Origin of the sequence: Vibrio neptunius, assembly GCF_000967495.1 — a bacterium.
In the GTDB taxonomy this organism is placed as follows: domain Bacteria; phylum Pseudomonadota; class Gammaproteobacteria; order Enterobacterales; family Vibrionaceae; genus Vibrio; species Vibrio neptunius.
In genome coordinates this window covers 1-20498 of the sequence record NZ_JXXU01000023.1, presented here as the reverse complement: position 1 = coordinate 20498, position 20498 = coordinate 1, and the positions used below count along the sequence as shown (strand labels likewise).

Annotated in this window: 16 protein-coding genes and 1 other annotated feature; of the genes, 6 read left to right on the top strand and 10 right to left on the bottom strand. The window is 44.5% G+C overall.

Translation table 11 applies throughout. The features are described from left to right. The first annotated feature begins 5 nt into the window (after positions 1 to 5). Complete coding sequence (gene tyrA, locus TW84_RS09030; protein ID WP_045975334.1) at positions 6 to 1133, top strand: bifunctional chorismate mutase/prephenate dehydrogenase; 1128 nt, start codon at positions 6 to 8, stop codon at positions 1131 to 1133. A 49-nt stretch (positions 1134 to 1182) separates the two neighbouring features. Here the strand turns inward: tyrA and TW84_RS09025 are convergent, their stop codons facing one another. The 3 genes from TW84_RS09025 to ettA all read right to left on the bottom strand — a co-directional run bounded on the left by TW84_RS09025 (position 1183) and on the right by ettA (position 4389). Beyond that, the gene (locus TW84_RS09025) at positions 1183 to 2172 is read right to left on the bottom strand and encodes a M23 family metallopeptidase (protein ID WP_045975333.1); all 990 of its coding nucleotides are present in this window, start codon (positions 2170 to 2172) and stop codon (positions 1183 to 1185) included. A gap of 9 nt (positions 2173 to 2181) precedes the next feature. After that, positions 2182 to 2553 (bottom strand): PilZ domain-containing protein, encoded by a 372-nt coding sequence (locus tag TW84_RS09020; protein ID WP_045975332.1) that lies wholly within the window; start codon positions 2551 to 2553, stop codon positions 2182 to 2184. 168 nt (positions 2554 to 2721) lie between these two features. Beyond that, complete coding sequence (ettA, locus tag TW84_RS09015; protein ID WP_045975331.1) at positions 2722 to 4389, bottom strand: energy-dependent translational throttle protein EttA; 1668 nt, start codon at positions 4387 to 4389, stop codon at positions 2722 to 2724. Positions 4390 to 4648: 259 nt separating this feature from the next. Between ettA and sltY the strand changes: the two genes are divergently transcribed. Both sltY and trpR read left to right on the top strand, forming a co-directional pair. Next, positions 4649 to 6604 carry a murein transglycosylase gene (gene sltY, locus TW84_RS09010; RefSeq protein ID WP_045975330.1) on the top strand — a complete coding sequence of 652 codons (1956 nt, stop codon included), beginning with the start codon at positions 4649 to 4651 and terminating at the stop codon, positions 6602 to 6604. A 29-nt stretch (positions 6605 to 6633) separates the two neighbouring features. After that, on the top strand, positions 6634 to 6930 hold the full coding sequence (gene trpR, locus TW84_RS09005; RefSeq protein WP_045975329.1) for a trp operon repressor: 297 nt from the start codon (positions 6634 to 6636) through the stop codon (positions 6928 to 6930). 292 nt (positions 6931 to 7222) lie between these two features. On the opposite strand, the gene yjjX is transcribed toward trpR, so the two are convergent. From yjjX to TW84_RS08970, 7 genes are all read right to left on the bottom strand, one after another. Then, positions 7223 to 7756 (bottom strand): inosine/xanthosine triphosphatase, encoded by a 534-nt coding sequence (gene yjjX / locus TW84_RS09000; protein WP_045975328.1) that lies wholly within the window; start codon positions 7754 to 7756, stop codon positions 7223 to 7225. Further along, positions 7722 to 10067, bottom strand: coding sequence for a putative bifunctional diguanylate cyclase/phosphodiesterase (locus tag TW84_RS08995; RefSeq protein WP_045975327.1), 2346 nt, complete (start codon positions 10065 to 10067; stop codon positions 7722 to 7724). The genes yjjX and TW84_RS08995 overlap by 35 nt, the downstream gene beginning before the upstream one ends. Continuing rightward, positions 10051 to 11094, bottom strand: coding sequence for a polyamine ABC transporter substrate-binding protein (locus TW84_RS08990; RefSeq protein WP_045975326.1), 1044 nt, complete (start codon positions 11092 to 11094; stop codon positions 10051 to 10053). Before TW84_RS08990 ends, TW84_RS08995 begins: the two co-directional genes overlap by 17 nt. A gap of 166 nt (positions 11095 to 11260) precedes the next feature. Continuing rightward, positions 11261 to 12439 (bottom strand): prephenate dehydratase, encoded by a 1179-nt coding sequence (pheA, locus tag TW84_RS08985; RefSeq protein WP_045975325.1) that lies wholly within the window; start codon positions 12437 to 12439, stop codon positions 11261 to 11263. Between the two features lie 13 nt (positions 12440 to 12452). Further along, positions 12453 to 12574, bottom strand: a sequence feature (Phe leader region). Positions 12575 to 12703: 129 nt separating this feature from the next. Continuing rightward, positions 12704 to 13033, bottom strand: a complete 330-nt coding sequence (gene hpf / locus TW84_RS08980) for a ribosome hibernation-promoting factor, HPF/YfiA family (protein WP_045975324.1) — start codon at positions 13031 to 13033, stop codon at positions 12704 to 12706. Between the two features lie 341 nt (positions 13034 to 13374). Further along, positions 13375 to 14820, bottom strand: a complete 1446-nt coding sequence (locus tag TW84_RS08975; protein ID WP_084720208.1) for an MltF family protein — start codon at positions 14818 to 14820, stop codon at positions 13375 to 13377. A 110-nt stretch (positions 14821 to 14930) separates the two neighbouring features. Then, on the bottom strand, positions 14931 to 15656 hold the full coding sequence (locus tag TW84_RS08970) for an outer membrane protein assembly factor BamD (protein WP_045975322.1): 726 nt from the start codon (positions 15654 to 15656) through the stop codon (positions 14931 to 14933). A 130-nt stretch (positions 15657 to 15786) separates the two neighbouring features. Here TW84_RS08970 and rluD point away from each other — a divergent pair, with 130 nt between their 5' ends. From rluD to clpB, 3 genes are all read left to right on the top strand, one after another. Beyond that, positions 15787 to 16767 (top strand): 23S rRNA pseudouridine(1911/1915/1917) synthase RluD, encoded by a 981-nt coding sequence (gene rluD, locus TW84_RS08965; RefSeq protein WP_045975321.1) that lies wholly within the window; start codon positions 15787 to 15789, stop codon positions 16765 to 16767. Between the two features lies 1 nt (position 16768). Then, positions 16769 to 17497 (top strand): peptidoglycan editing factor PgeF, encoded by a 729-nt coding sequence (gene pgeF / locus TW84_RS08960; protein WP_045975320.1) that lies wholly within the window; start codon positions 16769 to 16771, stop codon positions 17495 to 17497. Positions 17498 to 17609: 112 nt separating this feature from the next. Continuing rightward, complete coding sequence (clpB, locus tag TW84_RS08955) at positions 17610 to 20183, top strand: ATP-dependent chaperone ClpB (protein ID WP_045975319.1); 2574 nt, start codon at positions 17610 to 17612, stop codon at positions 20181 to 20183. Positions 20184 to 20498: the final 315 nt, after the last annotated feature.

Genomic DNA, 20498 nt, shown 5'->3' with positions numbered 1-20498 from the left:
ACATCATGGCCGTAGAATTGAATGAATTGCGTGATCAAATTGACGCAGTAGACAAACAAATTCTGGATTTATTGGCACAACGACTGTCTCTGGTAGAGAAAGTTGGTGACGTAAAAAGCGAACACGGTCTGCCGATTTATGCACCAGATCGTGAAGCGGCCATGTTAGCGTCACGTCGCGAAGAAGCGGAAAAGAAAGGCGTACCGCCTCAGCTGATTGAAGACATTCTTCGTCGTACCATGCGTGAGTCATACGCGAGTGAGAACGATTCTGGCTTTAAGTGTTTGAATCCAGAATTGCGGTCTGTGGTGGTTGTAGGTGGTAATGGCCAACTGGGTGGTTTGTTTGGTCGAATGTTCAAACTATCTGGTTATGATGTCAAAGTACTTGGCAGTAAAGACTGGGATAAAGCGGATGAAATGCTGGTGGACGCAGGTCTAGTGGTAGTTACTGTTCCGATTCATCTGACTCAGGGTGTGATTGAGAAGCTAGGCAAACTGCCAAAAGATTGCATTTTGTGTGATTTAACCTCGATCAAATCTAAACCGCTGCAAAGTATGCTCAATGTGCATCAAGGACCCGTTGTCGGACTGCATCCAATGTTTGGCCCTGATGTGCCGAGCTTAGCTAAGCAGGTCATTGTTTACTGCGATGGTCGTGGTGAAGAACACTACCAGTGGTTACTGAAACAGTTCTCTATTTGGGGAGCGAGTTTGTGCCAGATTGATGCCTCAGAGCACGATCACGGGATGACTTTGATACAGGCGTTACGCCACTTTACGTCTTTTGCTTACGGCCTGCATTTGAGCCGTGAGAACCCAAATATTGATAAACTGTTGAAACTAAGCTCACCAATCTATCGGTTGGAGTTGGCGATGGTGGGGCGCCTTTTCGGTCAGGATCCGAACTTATACGGTGATATTATCCTTTCTTCTGAAGAAAACATCGATATGATAAAGCGCTTCCATCAATGTTTTGGCGAAGCACTGAAAGTGTTAGATGGTAAAGATAAGCAAGCGTTTGTCACAAGCTTCAATAAAGTAAGCGAATGGTTTGGTGACTATTCTCAGCAGTTTATGCATGAAAGCCAGAATCTACTGAAGCAGGCGAATGATTCCATCCATCGTAGCTAACATATCATTACTAATTTGATGTTTTAAGAGCTGCTTTAAGCAGCTCTTTTTATTGTATGGTGAGAGTATCGGATAGGTTTTTGTCACGCTTTACCGTATTTACCGGTGCATCCTGATAAGGATGGTTAGTGAGGTTGACCTGTAATCTGACCGTATTGTCAATCAATTCAACCAAAGGCGCCCATTTCACGTTTTTCTCTTTTTCAAACAAATAGTTAAAGTTCTCCGGTGTCCAATCCATGGTATATTGAGGGTTGAGCGCTCGGCCAAGAAATCGAATCTCATAATGAAGATGAGGTCCGGTCGAGTTTCCAGAATTACCACATGTCCCAATCAGTTCTCCCTTACTCACAAACTGACCACTGCGCACTTTAAATTTCGCTAGGTGGGCGTATGAGCTCATAAAGCCAAACGAATGTCTCAAAGTCAGGAAGTTGCCAAAGCCTTTTGAGCTTGGTCGAACTGTCTCCACAACGCCATCGGCTGGGGCGTAAATCGCTTCGCCGCGTTTACAGGTCAAATCGATACCCGTATGAGTGTGACGTTTGCCTGTGATTGGATTAATCCGTCGTCCATAAGGTGAAGAGATGCGCAGATAGTTCATCGGCGTATCGTTCGGGATCATGCGAAACATGGTGGCTCGCACGGCAGAATCGACCGCTGCGGCATCAATACGATTCGCCAAGTTGTACTTTTCAGCCTGTGTATCGTCAGCAAGACCAAGTACTGACTCCACATCATAAACTCGCTTGCCTAGGGTATGGATTTGGTCGCGCTTCTCTTCCAGTTCTTGAGACAAAGTATGGGTTTCATTGACCTGCTGTTGGTATTGTTGCTCGGCTTGAGCAAGTTGATTACGCAGTTGAACGACTTGGGCTCGGGAAGAATCCTGCTGCTGCCAGCTGTAATAAGTGGCAGTCGCACTGAGGGCAATCACACTGATTGAACCTACAATAGCAATAAGAAGGGCTTTTCTTGACAGGTGAAACTGTTGCTCCCCAGATGAAGAGGGGATAGAGATTGTTATGTTGTTGGACATACTGCTTAGTTAGGTGTATTCACCCAAATCTGACAGGTGCTCAATGTCTCTGTGTAGGAGTTCATCGTCACCGACATTCAATTCAATTAACCGCTTCAGATGTCCGATACTCTCAATGTCAATATGATCAATACTTATACGGATCACATTGTTATTGAGGCCCACAATTTTGCCGACTAGCTCAATCGTGATATCGCTGTCTTGAAGCGAAAACTCTACATCTACCATACTGTCGACATCAAGCGAATCTGCGTCATCTGACGTCAGCAGCAGTCCATGCAGGGATAAATCACACAAAGAGGATTTCACCACTCTGTTTTGTTGAGATAGCAATGCTTGTGTCTGGTAAACAATGCGCGAAAATCGACGGCGTTCGATCATAGTTGTCTCTCTTAAAGGTATCCTATAAGGCTATCAAATCAGAAGTGACTACTATGCGCGCTCGTTCGCACTATTGATTAAAGCCTCGATATATGTGGTGGCTTTTTTGAATCAATATATAATAAAGGCCGCTAATGATAGCGGCCTTTGCACAAATTTCAAGCAAGATTACTTTGTAATACGCTTGTATTTGATTCTATGCGGTTCTGCTGCTTCCGGACCTAAGGTCTTCTTCAGCCACTCCATATACTCAGTATAGTTACCTTCGTAGAAGTTCACCTGACCTTCATCACGATAGTCGATGATGTGTGTGGCTATACGGTCTAGGAACCAACGGTCGTGCGAGATTACCATGGCACAACCCGGGAATTCCAACAGGGCTTCTTCTAGTGCACGCAGCGTTTCAACATCAAGGTCATTGGTTGGTTCATCGAGTAGCAGTACGTTGCCACCAGCTTTGAGCAGCTTAGCAAGGTGGACACGGTTGCGTTCACCACCAGATAGTTCACCGATGATCTTTTGTTGGTCCGAGCCTTTGAAATTAAAGCGAGAGCAGTAAGCGCGCGCAGGAATTTCAAAGTTGTTGATCTTGATGATGTCTGCGCCTTCAGATATTTCCTGGAAGACAGTTTTGCTGTCATCCATGCTGTCACGGAACTGGTCTACAGACGCTAGCTTAACAGTATCACCCATCTCAATAGAGCCTGAATCTGGCTGTTCTGTGCCACTCAGCATCTTGAAGAGGGTAGACTTACCTGCGCCGTTCGCGCCGATGATACCGACAATGGCACCTTTTGGCATACTGAATGAAAGGTCGTCAATGAGAACACGGCCGTCGAACGACTTAGTTAGGTTATTTACTTCAATAACTTTATCACCTAGGCGCTCGCCTGGTGGGATGAATAGCTCGTTAGTTTCATTGCGTTTCTGGTGATCACCACTTTGAAGCTCTTCAAAACGTGCCATACGAGCTTTTGATTTTGCCTGACGCCCTTTTGGATTCTGGCGAACCCATTCAAGTTCTTTCTCAATGGTTTTCTGACGCGCTTTTTCCTGAGAGGCTTCTTGCTGCAAACGAGCGTCTTTTTGCTCTAGCCATGAGGTATAGTTGCCTTGCCATGGAATCCCTTCACCACGGTCAAGTTCTAGAATCCAGCCTGCTGCATTGTCTAGGAAATAACGGTCGTGTGTGATTGCAACAACAGTACCAGTATAGTCAACTAGGAATCGCTCCAGCCAAGCGACAGATTCTGCATCCAAGTGGTTGGTTGGTTCGTCCAGAAGCAACATATCTGGCTTCTCAAGTAGCAGGCGACAGATAGCGACACGGCGACGTTCACCACCTGATAAGTGTTCGATCTTCTGATCCCACTCTGGAAGACGCAGTGCATCAGCAGCACGCTCAAGAGTGTTATCTAGATTGTGGCCGTCTTTGGCTTGAATAAGTGCTTCCAGCTCGCCTTGCTCTTTTGCAAGAGCATCGAAATCAGCATCAGGTTCTGCGTACGCAGCGTATACTTCGTCAAGACGCTTCATCGCACCTGCAACGTCCGATACCGCTTCTTCAACGATTTCACGTACGGTTTTAGACTCGTCTAATACAGGTTCTTGCGGTAGGTAGCCGACATTCAAGCCTGGTTGTGGACGTGCTTCACCATCGATATCAGTATCAATACCCGCCATGATACGTAGTAGGGTGGATTTACCCGCACCGTTCAGACCTAGAACACCGATCTTGGCACCAGGGAAAAAGCTTAGCGAGATGTCTTTCAGAATTTGACGCTTAGGTGGCACGATTTTGCTCACCCGCGACATGGTATATACGTATTCAGCCATTGCCGATCGTTCCTAAAATTTCAATTCACGTAAAGGGGCATTTTATACCAAGATGGGGTGCTTTGTTACCTTCGAAATAAGGAGTATGGAAAACTAATTGACCTTGTTGATGGATAAGTGAGCAATACATTTGTAGTGGTGCAACTTATGTCACAGTTGTGTGAATTTATTATTATTTGCATCTATACCCTTTACATGGCCGCTTACAATAAGCATAAATTATCTACCCTACTAATTATTCTCAACAGGACGAGAATTTATGATGCTGACGTTTTCAAAGTCGCTGCATCGCATTCCTTCATCGATTTTGACTTGGGTCTCGATGGTTTGCAGCGCAAGTTTAGCCACTTCAGCAATAGCAAGTGAGCTCCAGCAACAACGGAAAATCTATGATCAAGCACAAGAATACCTAGACAATAATCAGGTCACCCAATACCAAAAAATTCGCAGTAAAATCAAAAGTTATCCTCTGACTCCTTATACAGACTACCGCGCTTTTTTAGTCGATATAGGGCAACGAGCACCGGCGGAAGTGGAAGCGTTTATTGATACTTATCGTTCGCTGCCATTTTCAGCTCGTATTCGAGCGCCATATATCGACAGCCTTGCCAGACAGAAGGAATGGCAAAAGTTGGCAGAATTCCAGACAGTGGAACCTCGTGGTGAAACTTATCAATGCCACTACTACCATGCGCTCTATCAAACGGGACAGAAAGATCAGGCTTTTGAAGGGGCAAACAAACTTTGGCATTCCGGGCAGAGTATTGCTGATGCTTGTGATCCTCTATTTGAAGCATGGAACAGAGCTGGGCTGAGAACCGATCAACAAATCCTTGAGCGTATGTTGCTAGCATTTGAAGAACGCAATGGTTCGTTAATGAATTACCTCAAGAGGCTCCTCAACTCTGATCGATCCCGCCAGCAAGCTTCCGATATGAAGGCCTTGTTTAATCGGCCAGAAAACGTTGTTGCATTTGCTCGTCAGCATACCCAAAGTGATTTTAATCGTTCTCAGACAGGGCTTGCATTGAAAAAGCTGGCAAGAAAAGATGTCAATAAGGCACAAAGCGTATTTGACCAAGCAACCTCTGCACAGAAAATGCCTGCAAGTGAGGTTCAGAAGCTGGCTGACTATATTGCTTTCCGTCTGATTAATACGGATTCAGAATCTTTGGCTAAATGGCGAGATAAAAAGATTGGAACATCCAGCAATATTGCTTTGATTGAGCGTCGAATTCGTTTGGCGATTCAAGCAGCCGACTGGCGTGATGTGGAAAACTGGATAGGCCACCTCCCCGAGACTGCTCAGCAAAGTCTGCGTTGGCAATATTGGTTAGGACGCAGTGAAGTGGCGTTGGGCGATATCATGAAAGGCAGCCAGCGTCTTGAAAATATGCTTGGCCAGAGAAACTTCTACAGCGTTGCTGCGGCGAAAGAGATCAAGCGCTCAATAAACTATCCCGTCTCTACCATCTCTTATGAACACCAAACGGTAAAGCCGTTTATGACGGCTTTAGTCCGTATCGAAGAGTTGATAGAGCGAGATAAAATTGCCGCTGCGAAGAATGAATGGCGTTGGTTGCTTAATCGAGCTAATGCTGAGCAAAAAGAGATGTTAGCGGCTTATGCTTCCTATAAAGAATGGTCTCACTTGACGGTTACGGCGAGCATCAAGGCCAAAATGTGGGACAACCTTGAGCTGCGTTTTCCAGTAGCCCATCGCTGGTGGTTTAACTTCTATGGCGAAAAGCACAGCATCGATCCTATCACGCTCATGTCTTTGGCGAGACAAGAGAGCGGATTGGATGTTGAAGCGCGTTCTCCCGTTGGCGCTCGAGGTATTATGCAAATTATGCCATCAACAGCTAAGTACACTGCGCGTAAATATCAGCTGGCGTATCGTAGTAGCAATGACTTATACGAGGTTGGTAAAAACATTGAAATAGGCAGTCATTATCTAAAAGGCTTGCTAGAGCGATACGATAATAATCGAATTTTTGCGCTTGCTGCGTATAATGCAGGACCGCATCGAGTGAAAACTTGGCGTGAACGTACCCAAGGTAAACTGGATGCTTACGCATTTATTGAAGCGATTCCATTTAAGGAAACCCGTGGTTATGTGCAGAACATTCTGATGTTTGAAACCTATTACCGTAACCTTTTGGGGGTCGATGGAGCGTTTCTCAATCAGAATGAGATCGACACCAGATACTAGTTTTATGACGTTCTAGGCAGCGAGAGCAAATGGCAACACAACCTGAGTACACCGACTGGCAACAGATCTTAGATTTGATTAAAACGAGCAGCGAGTCCAACCAACACGAAATGTTGTTGACCATGCTGCTCACACCCGATGAGCGTGAATCTTTGATCGCAAGGGTCAATATATGCCGTGAACTGCTTAAAGGTGAACTGTCTCAGCGACAAATCAGTCAGATGTTAGGGGTGGGTGTCGCAACTATAACTCGCGGATCTAATGAACTGAAGTCAAAGAGTGAAGCAGAAAAGGCTGATATCTCAGCCTTACTTGAACCTAAATAAAGGTGCCCTCGGCACCTTTATTTTTATTAGGGTCTGTTGATCTTTTGAGCTGATTTTTGCAGCAGTTTGTGGGTTCTTTATACAAGGCAGAGGATTTGAAACGTAGTTGCCCTACCTGATAAGCCGATAACGCAGTAGAAAGGAACCACAAACGCTGCCCAGAGGGTTCGGCTAAAAGCGTTTTACTCTTTGTTGAGAGGTGTTTTGCTTAGGTCACTAGGCGACAAACCTCTCGCCGCGACTAAAACGCTTTTATCTCGAACAAAATTTAACCGCAAAAGGTCAACAGACCCTAGAGATTAGCGGGGAAATGTTCTGGGTTAGTAAACGGAATTAATGCCAATATCAAGGCCTGATGATACACACTGCTGCGCGTCAATTGGTCTTGCGTCAGCAAGCTAATAGCGCCACCCTTTTGTTTAATGTTCTCAGTGCCAAATACTTCGTCCATCACATCACCCAACTCATTAGCTTTAGTTAGTTTTTCCATCACAACGGGTGGCAACATTAAGCTAGCAGACCGAGACTCTCCTCGTTGTGTCTCGGATTCAATTACCATCCATGCAAACGTGACATTACTTTCAATACCAGCCTCTAAACCCACATAGTAGTCGCCATTAGGGTAGGACATCTTAGCGTTGCGCACTCGGTTTAGCGCACCGGTATGCGTTTCCTCATTGCACATTGGTTGTTCGGCTACTTCACTAGCGACATTCACACCGACAAATTCAAACGTTTTTGAGTTAAAGGCTGCTTGAAATGCGCTTTTGACAGCATTGATTTTGGCTGGGTTAAGCGAAGCGACAATAACTTTCTTCACCGACATGTTGATTTCCTTGTGTGAATAAATCGAGGTGTTTGAGCTCATGCAGTGAAATAGGGGGAGAAAGGAAATACCCTTGCATGTAATCGCATTGATTCTCCGCCAGCCATTGGTGCATTTCCTGTGACTCTATGCCTTCAGCGGTCACTATCATTGATTGTGAGTGACACAAATCCACCAGTGGTTTCACCACCTTCTGATTGTTGGTTTTGATCAGCGCGGTAAGAAACTCACGGTCGAGCTTAATTTTCTGTACCGGATATTCTACAAGCTGAGAGATAGATGTATAGCCGGAACCAAAATCATCAATCGCTAGCTTAAAGCCCATCAATGATAGTTCATGTAACAATGAGTAGCTTTGAGAGTCTGTGGCAAAGGTTTCTGTTATCTCAAAATCCACTAAGCCGGGGACGACATCAAACTGCTTGGCGGCGTGTTGTATGTCTCGCGCGAGCTGCAAGGAGTCGAGCTCCGCAGAAGAGAGATTGATGGACAACTGAATCGGATGATCAAAACAGCTTTGTAGTGTCACAAAATCTTTAAACGCTTGAAGTATGACCCAGCGATCAATCTTACCAAACAGACCGGTTTTTTCTGAGATAGGGATAAATTCTCCCGGATTCACCTTGCCCATTTTGGGTGAATCCCAGCGCAACAGAGCTTCGACGCCCACAATGGTCTTACCTGAACGGTCAAAATAAGGCTGGTACATCAAATGAAATTCATTGTCGAATTCACCATTTCTCAATGCTCGCTCAATCTGGGTACGGCGGCGAACAATTTGATCCAGTGCTTGTGAATATCGTGCGACCTGATTTTTTCCTGCACGTTTGGCCTGATACATGGCGGTGTCAGCATTAGACAACAGCTTAGCTAAATCCTGTCCGTCTTGAGGGTAGCTCGCGACACCGATACTGGCAGTGATAGGAAAGCTACCCAGAGGTGAACACTGAGGGTCTTGAATCGGTTCCAAAACCGCTTGGGCGATCTTGTCTGGGTAATTATTCTCGCATGCGGACGCTATGAAAATGGCAAATTCATCGCCAGACAATCTTGAAGCGATACACTTGACGCCATAAGACAATTCATACTGATGACAGATTTCACGGATATGGTCGGCGAAGTTTACCAACAACGAGTCACCTAGGTGATGTCCGTATTTGTCATTGACGTACTTAAAGTTGTCCAAGTCGATATACAGGATCCAAGCATGGGTGTGGAGTAATTTGTTGGCAATTGTACGTTCGACATAAACTTGAAACTGATGGCGATTGGCCAGTTGTGTTAGATGGTCGTTCTCCGCCATGGCTTTGGTTTTTTGATAACTTGAATTGAGCTCTTTGTACATGTCATAAAAACGAGCGGATAAACGACCAATTTCGTCGTCGCTGCTGAGTCGTTCAATGTTATGACGCTTATGTTGCTCGACTTGCTGAAGTTGGTGTTCAAGGCGAGTAATTGGGCTGATGACGCGACGATGGAGCAGAAATAGTAGGATCAGGATTGTGGCTACAGTGGAAGCTCCAAAGAACAACAACAGCCTTTGTTCGATTTTGTGCAGCTTTTCGTCCAGCAGATATTGGGCGGGATCCAACACTGCATAAAGGTGTGGTTTGAGTTCAACTGAATGGGTTAATCCTGATTTAATGATCGGTTGGTCAGCGAAAAATATGCTGCTGTCATTGTCGAATTCGAGAATGTGTTTAAGTTGATCAAATTTATCCAAAGATAGATACACTACGATAAAAAAGACTTGGTCGGTATTGTAGCTAAGTGGAGAGATCAGCGTATTGGTATCGAGGACATCGTAGCGTACTAAAATGCTCTGTCCTTGGTGGTTTTGCGTAAATCCAGTGTAGGACGTATTACCCGTGCGGCGATAGGTTCGATCGACAAAACGGAATACATTCTGGTCGAGCTTAGAAAAAGGATCGGACTGATTATCAGCATAGAACTGCGGAGCGCGATTATGATTCAGAATCGCGACAGCAATATCGTTTTGCTTATTGGCTTGAAGATTCTCAATCGTCGTCTGCAGGTTGTCGATCAGCTCCATCTCCCTATACGGGTTAGCCTGCTGACCAAAGTAATGACGGATAATGTCACTCTTTGTTAAGGTCAGGGAATAGCTGTTCAGCAGAGCCACTGATTGACGAAAGTGGCCTGCGAGCTTTTCCATCGTTAATTGAAGGTAGCTGTTTTCGCGTTTAATTAACGCATCTTTTTGGTTGTTATATATGCCGTAGCTAGAAAACGCAGCACTGGTTAGGATGACTGGGGAAACTAGCAACAGAACTCTAGTACTGAGCTTCATGACGTTTCAGAATGCGATTTATTATTTTTGCTCGTAAGCTGATATTGGATGCCGAGAGTTCGCTATCTACGCGCCCTTGCTCGACTCGCTGTTGTTCTGGAAACAATGATGCATCATCTAGATACCAATCAGGCATCTGTTTTAACGCCGTTAAGTTTGGCGTTGCAGCTTTGATGTCTGTTGCATTTGTTGCAGCAATAGTGGGATCCATAAGGTACTCAAGGAAAGCTTTTGCGCTTCCCTTATTAGTTGAATGACTACTGACCGCCAGACAATCAACCCATAAAAACAACTCACCTTCAGGAACGATGAAGTCCCAATGATTATCTGTGTAGTAGCGGTTTAATGAATATTGGTCACCACTATAAGCGAGAGCCATTGCCAGCTTTTCAGCATTCCTATTACTGCGGATGTAGCTGAGTATGTACTCGTAGGTGAGTACTTTGGCGCTGAAAGATTGCAATTCGGGGTAGGCTTGCTGGAAGAGCGATTCTTGTTCTTCTATTGGAGAGATCCCCAAGCTATAAAATACCGGCAGAAAGCTTTCAACGCTGTCGTTGATCATCCCAATACGCCCTTCCAGAACTTTTGGTGGATGGACAAATTCTTGCCAGCTGGTTGGGGGCCTTTTCACTATGTCTTTACGATAGGCAATGCCCACTGTTCCCCAAAAGTAAGGGACGGCGTATTCACCACAGGCCTGGAGCCATTTTTCGTCGTTATGATGACGATTTTTCAGCTGGGTAAGATTTTCAAACGAGCCTAAACGTCCATATATCTGTGCTGAAACATTATCTAAAACCACGAGATCAAAAGGTAACTGAATACCTTTCATCATCAACAAGCTACGTTCATCGTCATTGTCAAAATGGGATAGCTTCAGCGGAGTACCTGTGCTCGATTGCCAACTTTCAATGACATTCGGTGAGAGCGTATCTTCCCACATGTAGACATTGAGCGGAGGATTAGCGTGAGTAGAAAAACTCGGCACAAAAAGTGCGAAGGTAAGTAGAAATAGTGATTTCATATCAGCTAGAAAGTGGCCTTTTGACCCATGAATGGATAACGCCTATCAGAGTGATATGTTAAAAGGACTGACACACACCTAATATGCAACTAACAAGCGGAATATTAGGTGCATTTATAATTAGTGTCAGTCCTTGTAAGTAATTTATTTGATCTGCATTGTTTAATTACTGAAGTTTCACTGTTGTTGGTTTGACATTTTCGCTTGGGTAACAACCCAAAACTTTTAAATGTTTAGTCAGTTTTGTTAGTTCGTTCAGAGCTTGCTGCATCTCGTCGGATTCAAGGTGAGATTCGAGATCAACATAAAACATTTCTTCCCAAGGGTTCCCCATAATTGGACGCGATTCCAATTTGTTGATGTTGATTCCGTACTTTTGTAGCACGAGTAAAGTTGCGACTAAAGAGCCGGCGTCTTGGGAAGTTGACATGATGAGTGTCGTTTTTGCTGGGATCTGGCTGGAAACCTCCACGGGTTTGCGTGCTACTATGATGAAACGGGTATGGTTCTCAGTTTGGTTAGCAATATTGCCTTGGATCGACTGTAAACCATAGAGTTTACCACTTGAAGCATTACCAATCGCGGCAACATCGCGGCGACCCATTTCCTTAACCTTCTGCATTGCATCGGCAGTGCTGGCACAAGACTCCAGTGTGACGCCTTTCATTCGGCTTAGGAATTCACTGCATTGTTGATGAGGTTGTGGGTGTGAGTAGAGGGTTTTTATCTCTTCTAAACGAATATCCGAAGTTGCAACCAAGCAATGTTCGATTGGTAGGGTCATTTCACCAACGATATACAGTGTAGTATGTTGCAGCAGATCGTATACTTCATTGATTGAACCGGAGCTAGTGTTTTCAATTGGCAGTACGCCATAATCGGCATGACCAGATTCAACCGTCTGTGTCACCTCTTTGAAGTGCTCGCAATTGAGCTCTATCAGCTCTGTGTTTTTACGGCTGAAATATTCACGGCTAGCGAGGTGGGAGTATGATCCTTTAGAACCAAGGAAGGCCACTCGAGCCAGCGGTTTACGGCTCAACTCAGGATTGGCGAGATTCTGCAGGTAAGATTGTTGCAGCAAAACAGAGTCTTCAATAATAGTGTGGAATAGCTTGGTAATATACTGAGCATCGAGTTCATACTTGTTATGACCAGCGTTAATCAGTTTCACCAATAACTGTTGTTCTCGACTTGCGTCACGAACTGGTTTAGATGTCTGAACTTTACTCTTTGCCACTTCGATACTCATTTTTCTTCGTTCTGATAAGAGCTTCAACAGTTCGTCATCCAGCTCATTTAAACGTAAGCGAATTTCATCGAGTGAGTATTTTTGTTCGGTCATCCTGCATTCCTTCATAAAAAAAGCCTCCCTTTTGGGAGGCTTCCTGTTCGTTTTTGACTTTTCTTTCGAAAACGAGAGAGCCTCCAAGCTTAGTGGAGAAAAAAGAAGTCAAAAAAGAACAGAGTGTTGTGGGTCATAGAACGTTACTTTTATTGTGATGCTGCCAACACAATAAGCAACCGTTTAGTGAGCGTCAAGTAAAAAAATAGCGCCTTCTGGCGCTATTTTTTAAATCCTCAGTAACTCATCAATATGAGTTAACTATTATTCGCTTTCTATCTCTTCAAGCTCCGGTTTCTCTGTACGTCGTGCTTCAGGCTTGTGACGAAGTTTATTGAGCTGACGTTCTAGTTTTTGCTCTACTTCATTGATCGCAATATAAAGATCTTCGTTGGTTGCAGACGCCACAAGCTGACCTTTAGGGACGGTAATAACAGCTTCAAATTTCTTCTGTTTGTTTGGCTCCTCACAGAAGCTTGCCTGACATCCGATGATGTCTACTTGCCATTTTTCCAGCTTTTTAAATTTGCTCTCAATATGGGCTCGGATTGCAGAGGTGGTTTCGATGTTTTTACCAGTGATGTTTACTTTCATAGATGTTTTCCTCTGTTGCATCCCTTATGGGTTAACTTCAGATTACTCGCCCAAGTTTAAAATAATGTGATATAAATCACTTTTTTGGTGGTGTGTTTTTAGATTGAAATTAAACGTGATCTATCTCAAATACTTGGTTTATTTGGCGCTGAAAAAGCTTGTGCCCCAAAAAAATATCGCTAGATTGAGAGAGGCAACATACTAAAAATCATCTGCTTTTTAGGGCACTTGTTCGACCTGATAAAAACTTGCGGTTAATTGTTGCTCAACTACCAGTGTGATTCTCTTCTCATTCCCCTTTATAGTTTTCAGGTTCTCTGTCTGAGTATATTTTTCCTGCGTTACTTATCGATACTAGGAACGAAGAGAGCTGGTGTGCTTTTGCTAGTGGATTGAAGTTTACGTTGCTCTTTTAGTGCGTTGAGCTGCTTGTAAATGACAAAATACCGATTGATGTTGGAGACATAGTGAACTGGCTCACGACCAATATTACGTCTTGCCATGATCTCAACATGCCGGAACCATCGATTTGGATCATAGCCATGCTGCTTGGCCAAATTACGCATCTTACGAATATTAGCCGGGCCAGCGTTGTAAGCGGCAAGGGAAAAATAAACCTGATTGTCGGGCGTGATCTCATCATCACTAAAATAGCGGTCCTTGATAAAACGCATGTATTTCACGCCCGCATGGATATTGTTATCGACTTGATAAATATTGGGTATGGCGACATTAGGATCCATAGCGGTACTCGGTAACACCTGCATAACACCCACTGCACCTTTGTGTGATACTTTGCTCTGATCTAAGCCCGATTCTTGAAAACCTTGCGCTGAGATCATTAGTGGGTCAAAGTCATATTGTTCGGAATAATTGGCAAAGATTCCTGATAACGAGTCAAGGCGGCCAATATGATCAGGGTGGAGAATACGTTTTAACCAGTCTGTTTTGTCAAGATATTTGCCATAAATGACGTTACCCAACAAAGTGCCTGATCGAGTTTTCCTTAGATATTGGTTTACGAATGACTGTAAATGGGGGCTGTTTTTTCGCATTGCCCAAGCAATTTTACCATCCACTCTGATAGGTGCTTGATCGTGTAAGAGTATGTTATCCATAACCTTAAGCCAGAGTTCGGCTTTATGGCTGTCTAGGACGGTAGCATTAATATGACCTTGATTGACAAGTTCAATAATTTCAATATCTTGAAGAGTTTCTTCAACAAAGCGAATAGTGACAGGCTGTAAATCATGTACATCAAGCATTTGATTGACTTTTTGTAAGCTTTCAAAGTAACTGGAGCTGGCTCTAACCCAGATCTCTTGGCCACTGATTTCTTTCAACTCTGTAATTGGCGGGACGTTAGTATCATGAGTGATTAACAGCTCACGCACTCCCTGCAAAACTGGAATGCTGAAATCGACATATTTTGAACGATAGGAAGTCATTGTCAGATTGGCGACAATCAGATCACCGAAGCCTTTTTCAAGAGAAGGGAGAAGTTCATCTCGATGGACAGGGATGATCTGTAGGTTAAAGTAAGATGAACGTTGTCTTAGTTCTTTTTCAAAGTGGTACAACAATTCAGCGAGAATACCTTTTGGTTTGCCATCCTCAATATAGTAAAAGCCAAGATCCGCTGAAACGAGAACTCGTATCGCTCCTTTCCTTTCAAGTTCGTCCAGATCGCCAAAATAAGGATTTTTTTTCAATGGTGATAATGACAGCGCGTCGGCATGTTGCGGTATGGCGACGAACAAGATCAGAAACAAGACAATTTTGCTCATTAAATACCCTCGAAAGATCATCTTTTAAAGGTAGTTCTTAATAACTCTATCATCAAAGTAGGCAAAAAAAACGCCTCAATAAAGAGGCGTTTATTCTCATTTATACACCGTTACTGAGGGTTTAGCCTGATAAGTTGCTCGGTATGTTTAGCAGGATCGGCCAAACCAAGCTTTTCGTAAGCCTCGAGTTGAATCTCAAGTGATTTGCGTGCTGCTTCTGTATCTGGGTAAGTTTTTTGTAATTCTTGTGTTCGATTGATGGCTGCTATCCAAGCTTCACGACGCAGATAGAAGTCAGCTGTTGCTAGATCGTATTCAGCCAAACGATTTTTCAGGGCAAACATACGTTTTTGAGCATCTTCTGCGTAAGGGCTATTTGGATTGCGCTCTAGTAATTTTTTGAAGTCAGCAAAGGCTTTTTTGACGGGTTCAGGATCTCGATCACTTCGATCAACATTAAATAGGTCATGCATAAAGTTACGATCTTGTGCCATATGAGTTAGTCCACGCATGTACAAAACCCAGTCTAGCTTTTCGTGAGTTGGGTTGAGGCGAGAGAAACGTTCAATAGTTGCAAGGCCAAGCGCTAAATCGTCGTTTTTGTAGTAAGCATAAATTAGATCCAGCTGAACTTGCTCAGAATAAGCACCGAACGGGTAGCGAGAGTCCAGTGCTTCTAGCTTGTTGATAGCTGTTAACCAATTGCCACTTTGCAGCGATACCTGTGCTTCTGAGTAGAGTTCTGATGGCGGTACATCCGGAACGATTTCTTCGCTGCTAGAACAGCCAACCAAAACGGACAGTGCCAATAAGCCAGATAAAGTATGCTTTTTCATGTCAGGATTCGATTCCTTGAGATAAATATTTTTTGCGCTTCCGTTACTTTCTTGCCGGTAGCAGATACAATGGAGCGATATTCTTCCACACTAGTGACAATTAGTCTCACAGTTTTTAAAAAAGTTCGATATGGCTCAGCAGATTGAATTAACAAATACAGTAAAAGATAGCCAACTAGGCCAACGTCTAGACCAAGCTATCGCAGAATTATTCGCTGACTTTTCTCGCTCGCGCTTAAAGGAATGGTTGCTTGGCGGTAAAGTTAAAGTTAATGGTGAAGTGATCACAAAACCTCGCACCAAGGTTATGGGTGGCGAGGAAATTATCCTTCAAGCAGAACTGGAAGATGAAGAGCGCTGGGAAGCACAAGATATTCCTCTTGATATCGTATATGAAGACGATGATATCTTAGTGATCAATAAACCTCGTGGTTTTGTTGTACACCCAGGGGCAGGTACACCAGATGGCACAGTGCTGAATGCGCTGTTACACTATTATCCAAGTATCGCTGAAGTGCCACGAGCGGGTATTGTGCATCGTCTCGATAAAGATACAACGGGCCTAATGGTCGTCGCCAAAACGGTGCCAGCCCAAACTCGTTTAGTGCGTGCTCTACAGAAAAAGCGCAACTTCGTACGTGAGTACGAAGCTATCGCGATTGGCCGTATGACGGCTGGTGGACGAGTAGAACAGCCGATTGGCCGCCACTCAACAAAGCGTACTTTGATGGCGGTTAGTCCAATGGGTAAGCCTGCGGTGACGCACTACCGAGTTGCTGAACATTTCCGTGAACACACTCGTATTCGCTTACGACTTGAAACCGGGCGTACTCACCAGATCCGTGTGCACATGTCTTACCTTCAGCATCCTTTGTTAGGTGATTCTGCTTATGGTGGTCGCGCGCGAATTCCTTCTGGTGCTTCAGAAGAACTGGCGGAAATGATCCGTAAGTTTGATCGTCAAGCGCTCCATGCTGTGATGCTAAAGTTTGATCATCCGGTAACCGGAGAAGAGTTGGAGTTCCACGCGCCAGTACCAGATGACATTGTCGAAATGGCCGAAGCACTTCGCCAAGATACGCAACAACACGGATTAGAAGACGAATTCTAAGATGGATATTATCATCCCTAACTGGCCTGCACCGAGCCATGTTAAAGCTTTTGCTTCGACTCGACACCAAGGCTTTTCTTCTGGTGTTTATCAAGGGTTAAACCTTGGCGCACATGTTGGGGATGAACTTGCGATTATTGAAAAGAACCGTCAATGGTTAACGCAGCAATCTCAGATGCCGACGGCACCAATTTGGCTTAATCAGACACACTCTACACTTGTATTGGAAGCTGACAGACCAACGCAAAACGTACTGGATGCTGATGGCCTCTTTACTCAGCGAATAGGCGTAGTGTGTTCTGCTATGACCGCTGATTGTTTACCCGTTTTGTTGACCAATACCGCTGGTACACAAGTGGCAGCGGTTCATGCTGGCTGGCGCGGTTTGGCCGATGGGATTGTTGAAAATGCGGTCGCGAAATTTGACGGGCAGGTAATGGCTTGGATTGGCCCTGCAATCGGTGCTTCTGCATTTGAGGTTGGTCAGGACGTATTGGATGCATTCACCTCGTTCGACTCTGAGGCTAAAAAGGCATTTGTACCACGTAAAAAGCCGGGGAAATGGCTAGCAGATATGAACATGCTTGTTACTCAGCGCTTGAATCACGTCGGTGTGACTGACGTTTATTACAGTGAACTGTGTACTTATCTCAATCCGAAGCGCTTCTTTTCTTATCGTCGAGATGGGGTTACTGGGAGGCAAGCAACGTTTATATGGTTGGAAAAGTAACGCCCAGAATTGCTAAGGAAACTTAGCACTCTCCCCTTGAAAATCGATTCTTGCGTATCCATCTTTCATACTGACTATAAGAGTATTCTCCGTTAAGGTTAGGAAGGTAGGTATGCGTCTCGACAGATTCACAAGCAAATTCCAAATAGCGATATCTGACGCACAATCGCTCGCGCTGGGGCGCGATCATCAATACATCGAACCAGTGCACTTGATGGTTGCGCTGATGGATCAGAATGGCAGTCCTATTAGGCCATTACTGACGATGCTCGATGTCGATGTTACCCATTTACGTTCTAAGTTGAGTGAGATTCTTGACCGTTTACCCAAAGTCAGTGGTATCGGTGGTGATGTTCAGCTGTCCAGTTCGATGGGTACACTTTTTAATCTGTGTGACAAAGTCGCGCAAAAGCGTCAGGACGCCTACATTTCTTCAGAAGTTTTCCTTCTTGCTGCCATTGAGGATCGCGGACCACTCGGTGATCTTTTAAAAGAGTTAGGTTTAACCGAAGCCAAGCTGAGTAATGCCATTGATAAGGTTCGCGGCGGGCAAAAAGTGAATGATCAAAATGCTGAAGATTTGCGCCAAGCTTTGGAAAAGTTCACTATCGATCTCACCGAGCGAGCTGAGCAAGGTAAATTGGACCCAGTCATCGGCCGTGATGACGAGATTCGCCGCACGATTCAAGTACTGCAACGTCGAACCAAGAATAATCCTGTGATTATCGGTGAACCCGGTGTCGGCAAAACTGCAATTGTTGAAGGGTTAGCGCAGCGCATCATCAATAATGAAGTTCCTGAAGGCTTACGCAACAAACGAGTTCTGTCACTTGATATGGGTGCTTTAGTTGCTGGCGCTAAATATCGTGGTGAATTTGAAGAGCGATTGAAATCGGTTCTTAATGAGCTTTCCAAAGAAGAAGGCAATGTCATCCTCTTTATTGATGAGATTCATACCATGGTTGGGGCCGGAAAAGGCGAAGGATCCATGGATGCAGGTAACATGCTCAAACCGGCGTTGGCACGTGGAGAGCTTCACTGCGTTGGTGCCACTACATTAGACGAATACCGCCAATATATTGAAAAAGATCCGGCGTTAGAGCGCCGTTTTCAAAAAGTGCTGGTGGATGAGCCCTCGGTTGAAGACACGGTGGCGATTTTACGTGGATTGAAAGAGCGCTACGAGCTGCATCACCATGTAGAAATTACCGATCCTGCAATTGTCGCTGCGGCGAGTTTATCCCATCGTTACGTCTCCGATCGTCAATTGCCCGATAAAGCGATTGACTTGATTGATGAGGCCGCATCAAGTATCCGCATGCAGATCGACTCTAAACCTGAGTCGCTCGATAAGCTGGAGCGGAAAATTATCCAGCTTAAAATTGAACAGCAAGCGTTGACCAATGAACACGATGAAGCGAGTGAGAAACGTCTAAGCAACCTTAATGAAGAGCTGGAAGATAAAGAACGAGCATTTGCCGAACTTGAAGAAGTGTGGAACGCAGAAAAAGCGTCTTTATCGGGTACGCAGCACATCAAGAGTGAGTTAGAGCAGGCTCGAATGGATATGGAGTTTGCTCGTCGAGCTGGTGACCTTAATCGAATGTCTGAACTTCAGTATGGTCGTATTCCTGAGTTGGAAAAGCAACTTGATTTGGCCACTCAAGCTGAGATGCAGGAAATGACCTTGTTGCGTAACAAAGTTACAGACAATGAGATAGCTGATGTATTGTCTAAGCAGACTGGTATCCCTGTTTCCAAAATGCTAGAAGCGGAAAAAGAAAAGCTTCTTCGTATGGAAGAGGTGCTACATGCCCGTGTTATTGGTCAAACCGAAGCTGTAGAAGTGGTTTCAAATGCTATTCGCCGCAGCAGAGCAGGGCTTTCGGATCCTAATAAACCGATAGGCTCCTTCTTATTCTTGGGCCCAACAGGTGTTGGTAAGACGGAATTATGCAAAACGCTGGCAAGCTTTATGTTTGACAGTGAAGACGCCATGGTTCGAATTGATATGTCCGAGTTTATGGAAAAACATTCAGTCGCTCGACTGGTAGGGGCTCCTCCGGGGTATGTTGGCTATGAAGAAGGCGGCTACCTGACGGAAGCTGTACGCAGAAAACCTTACTCCGTGATCTTGTTAGACGAAGTTGAAAAAGCGCATCCAGATGTGTTCAACATTCTGTTGCAAGTGCTTGATGATGGCCGTTTAACTGATGGCCAAGGTCGCACCGTCGATTTCCGCAATACGGTTGTTATTATGACATCCAATTTAGGTTCGGCGAGAATTCAGGAAAACTTTGGTTCTTTGGATTATCACGGAATGAAAGAACAGGTGATGGAAGTCGTCAATAAACATTTCCGTCCGGAGTTTCTAAACCGTGTCGATGAGAGTGTTGTTTTCCATCCACTTGGCCAGGAGCACATTAAGTCGATTGCATCTATTCAGTTACAAAGACTGTCCAAGCGTATGGAAGAAAGAGGTTATGCGCTGGAAGTTTCAGATAAGGCGCTGGATCTGATTGCGCAAGTTGGCTTCGATCCGGTATATGGCGCTCGACCTCTGAAAAGGGCAATCCAGCAAAGTGTCGAAAATCCACTGGCTAAAGCAATACTGGCAGGGAAAATCGTGCCAGATAAACCCGTTAAGTTATTGGTCAGTAAAGATCAAATTATTGCACATCAATAATAATATGGATAAAAGGGCTCTTGAGAGCCCTTTTTGCTTTGATTTACATCGTTTTGATTAAATTGCGAGCGAACAAAGTAAAAAGTATAGATTTTTTCCATTTACCCCTTGTACTGTCGAATGAACTCCCTATAATGCGCCCTCGTTGTCACGGGATGCTAAACAAATCTCGTCGACAAAAAGACGGAGTGAAGTTAATCATTTAACTTTAAGAGAAATAACAAAAAAAGTGTTTGACACTATGAGTTATATCGCTAAAATGGCCGTCCGTTTCGAGGGAAGCTCGAAGCAAAGTTCTTTAACAATATAAACCTA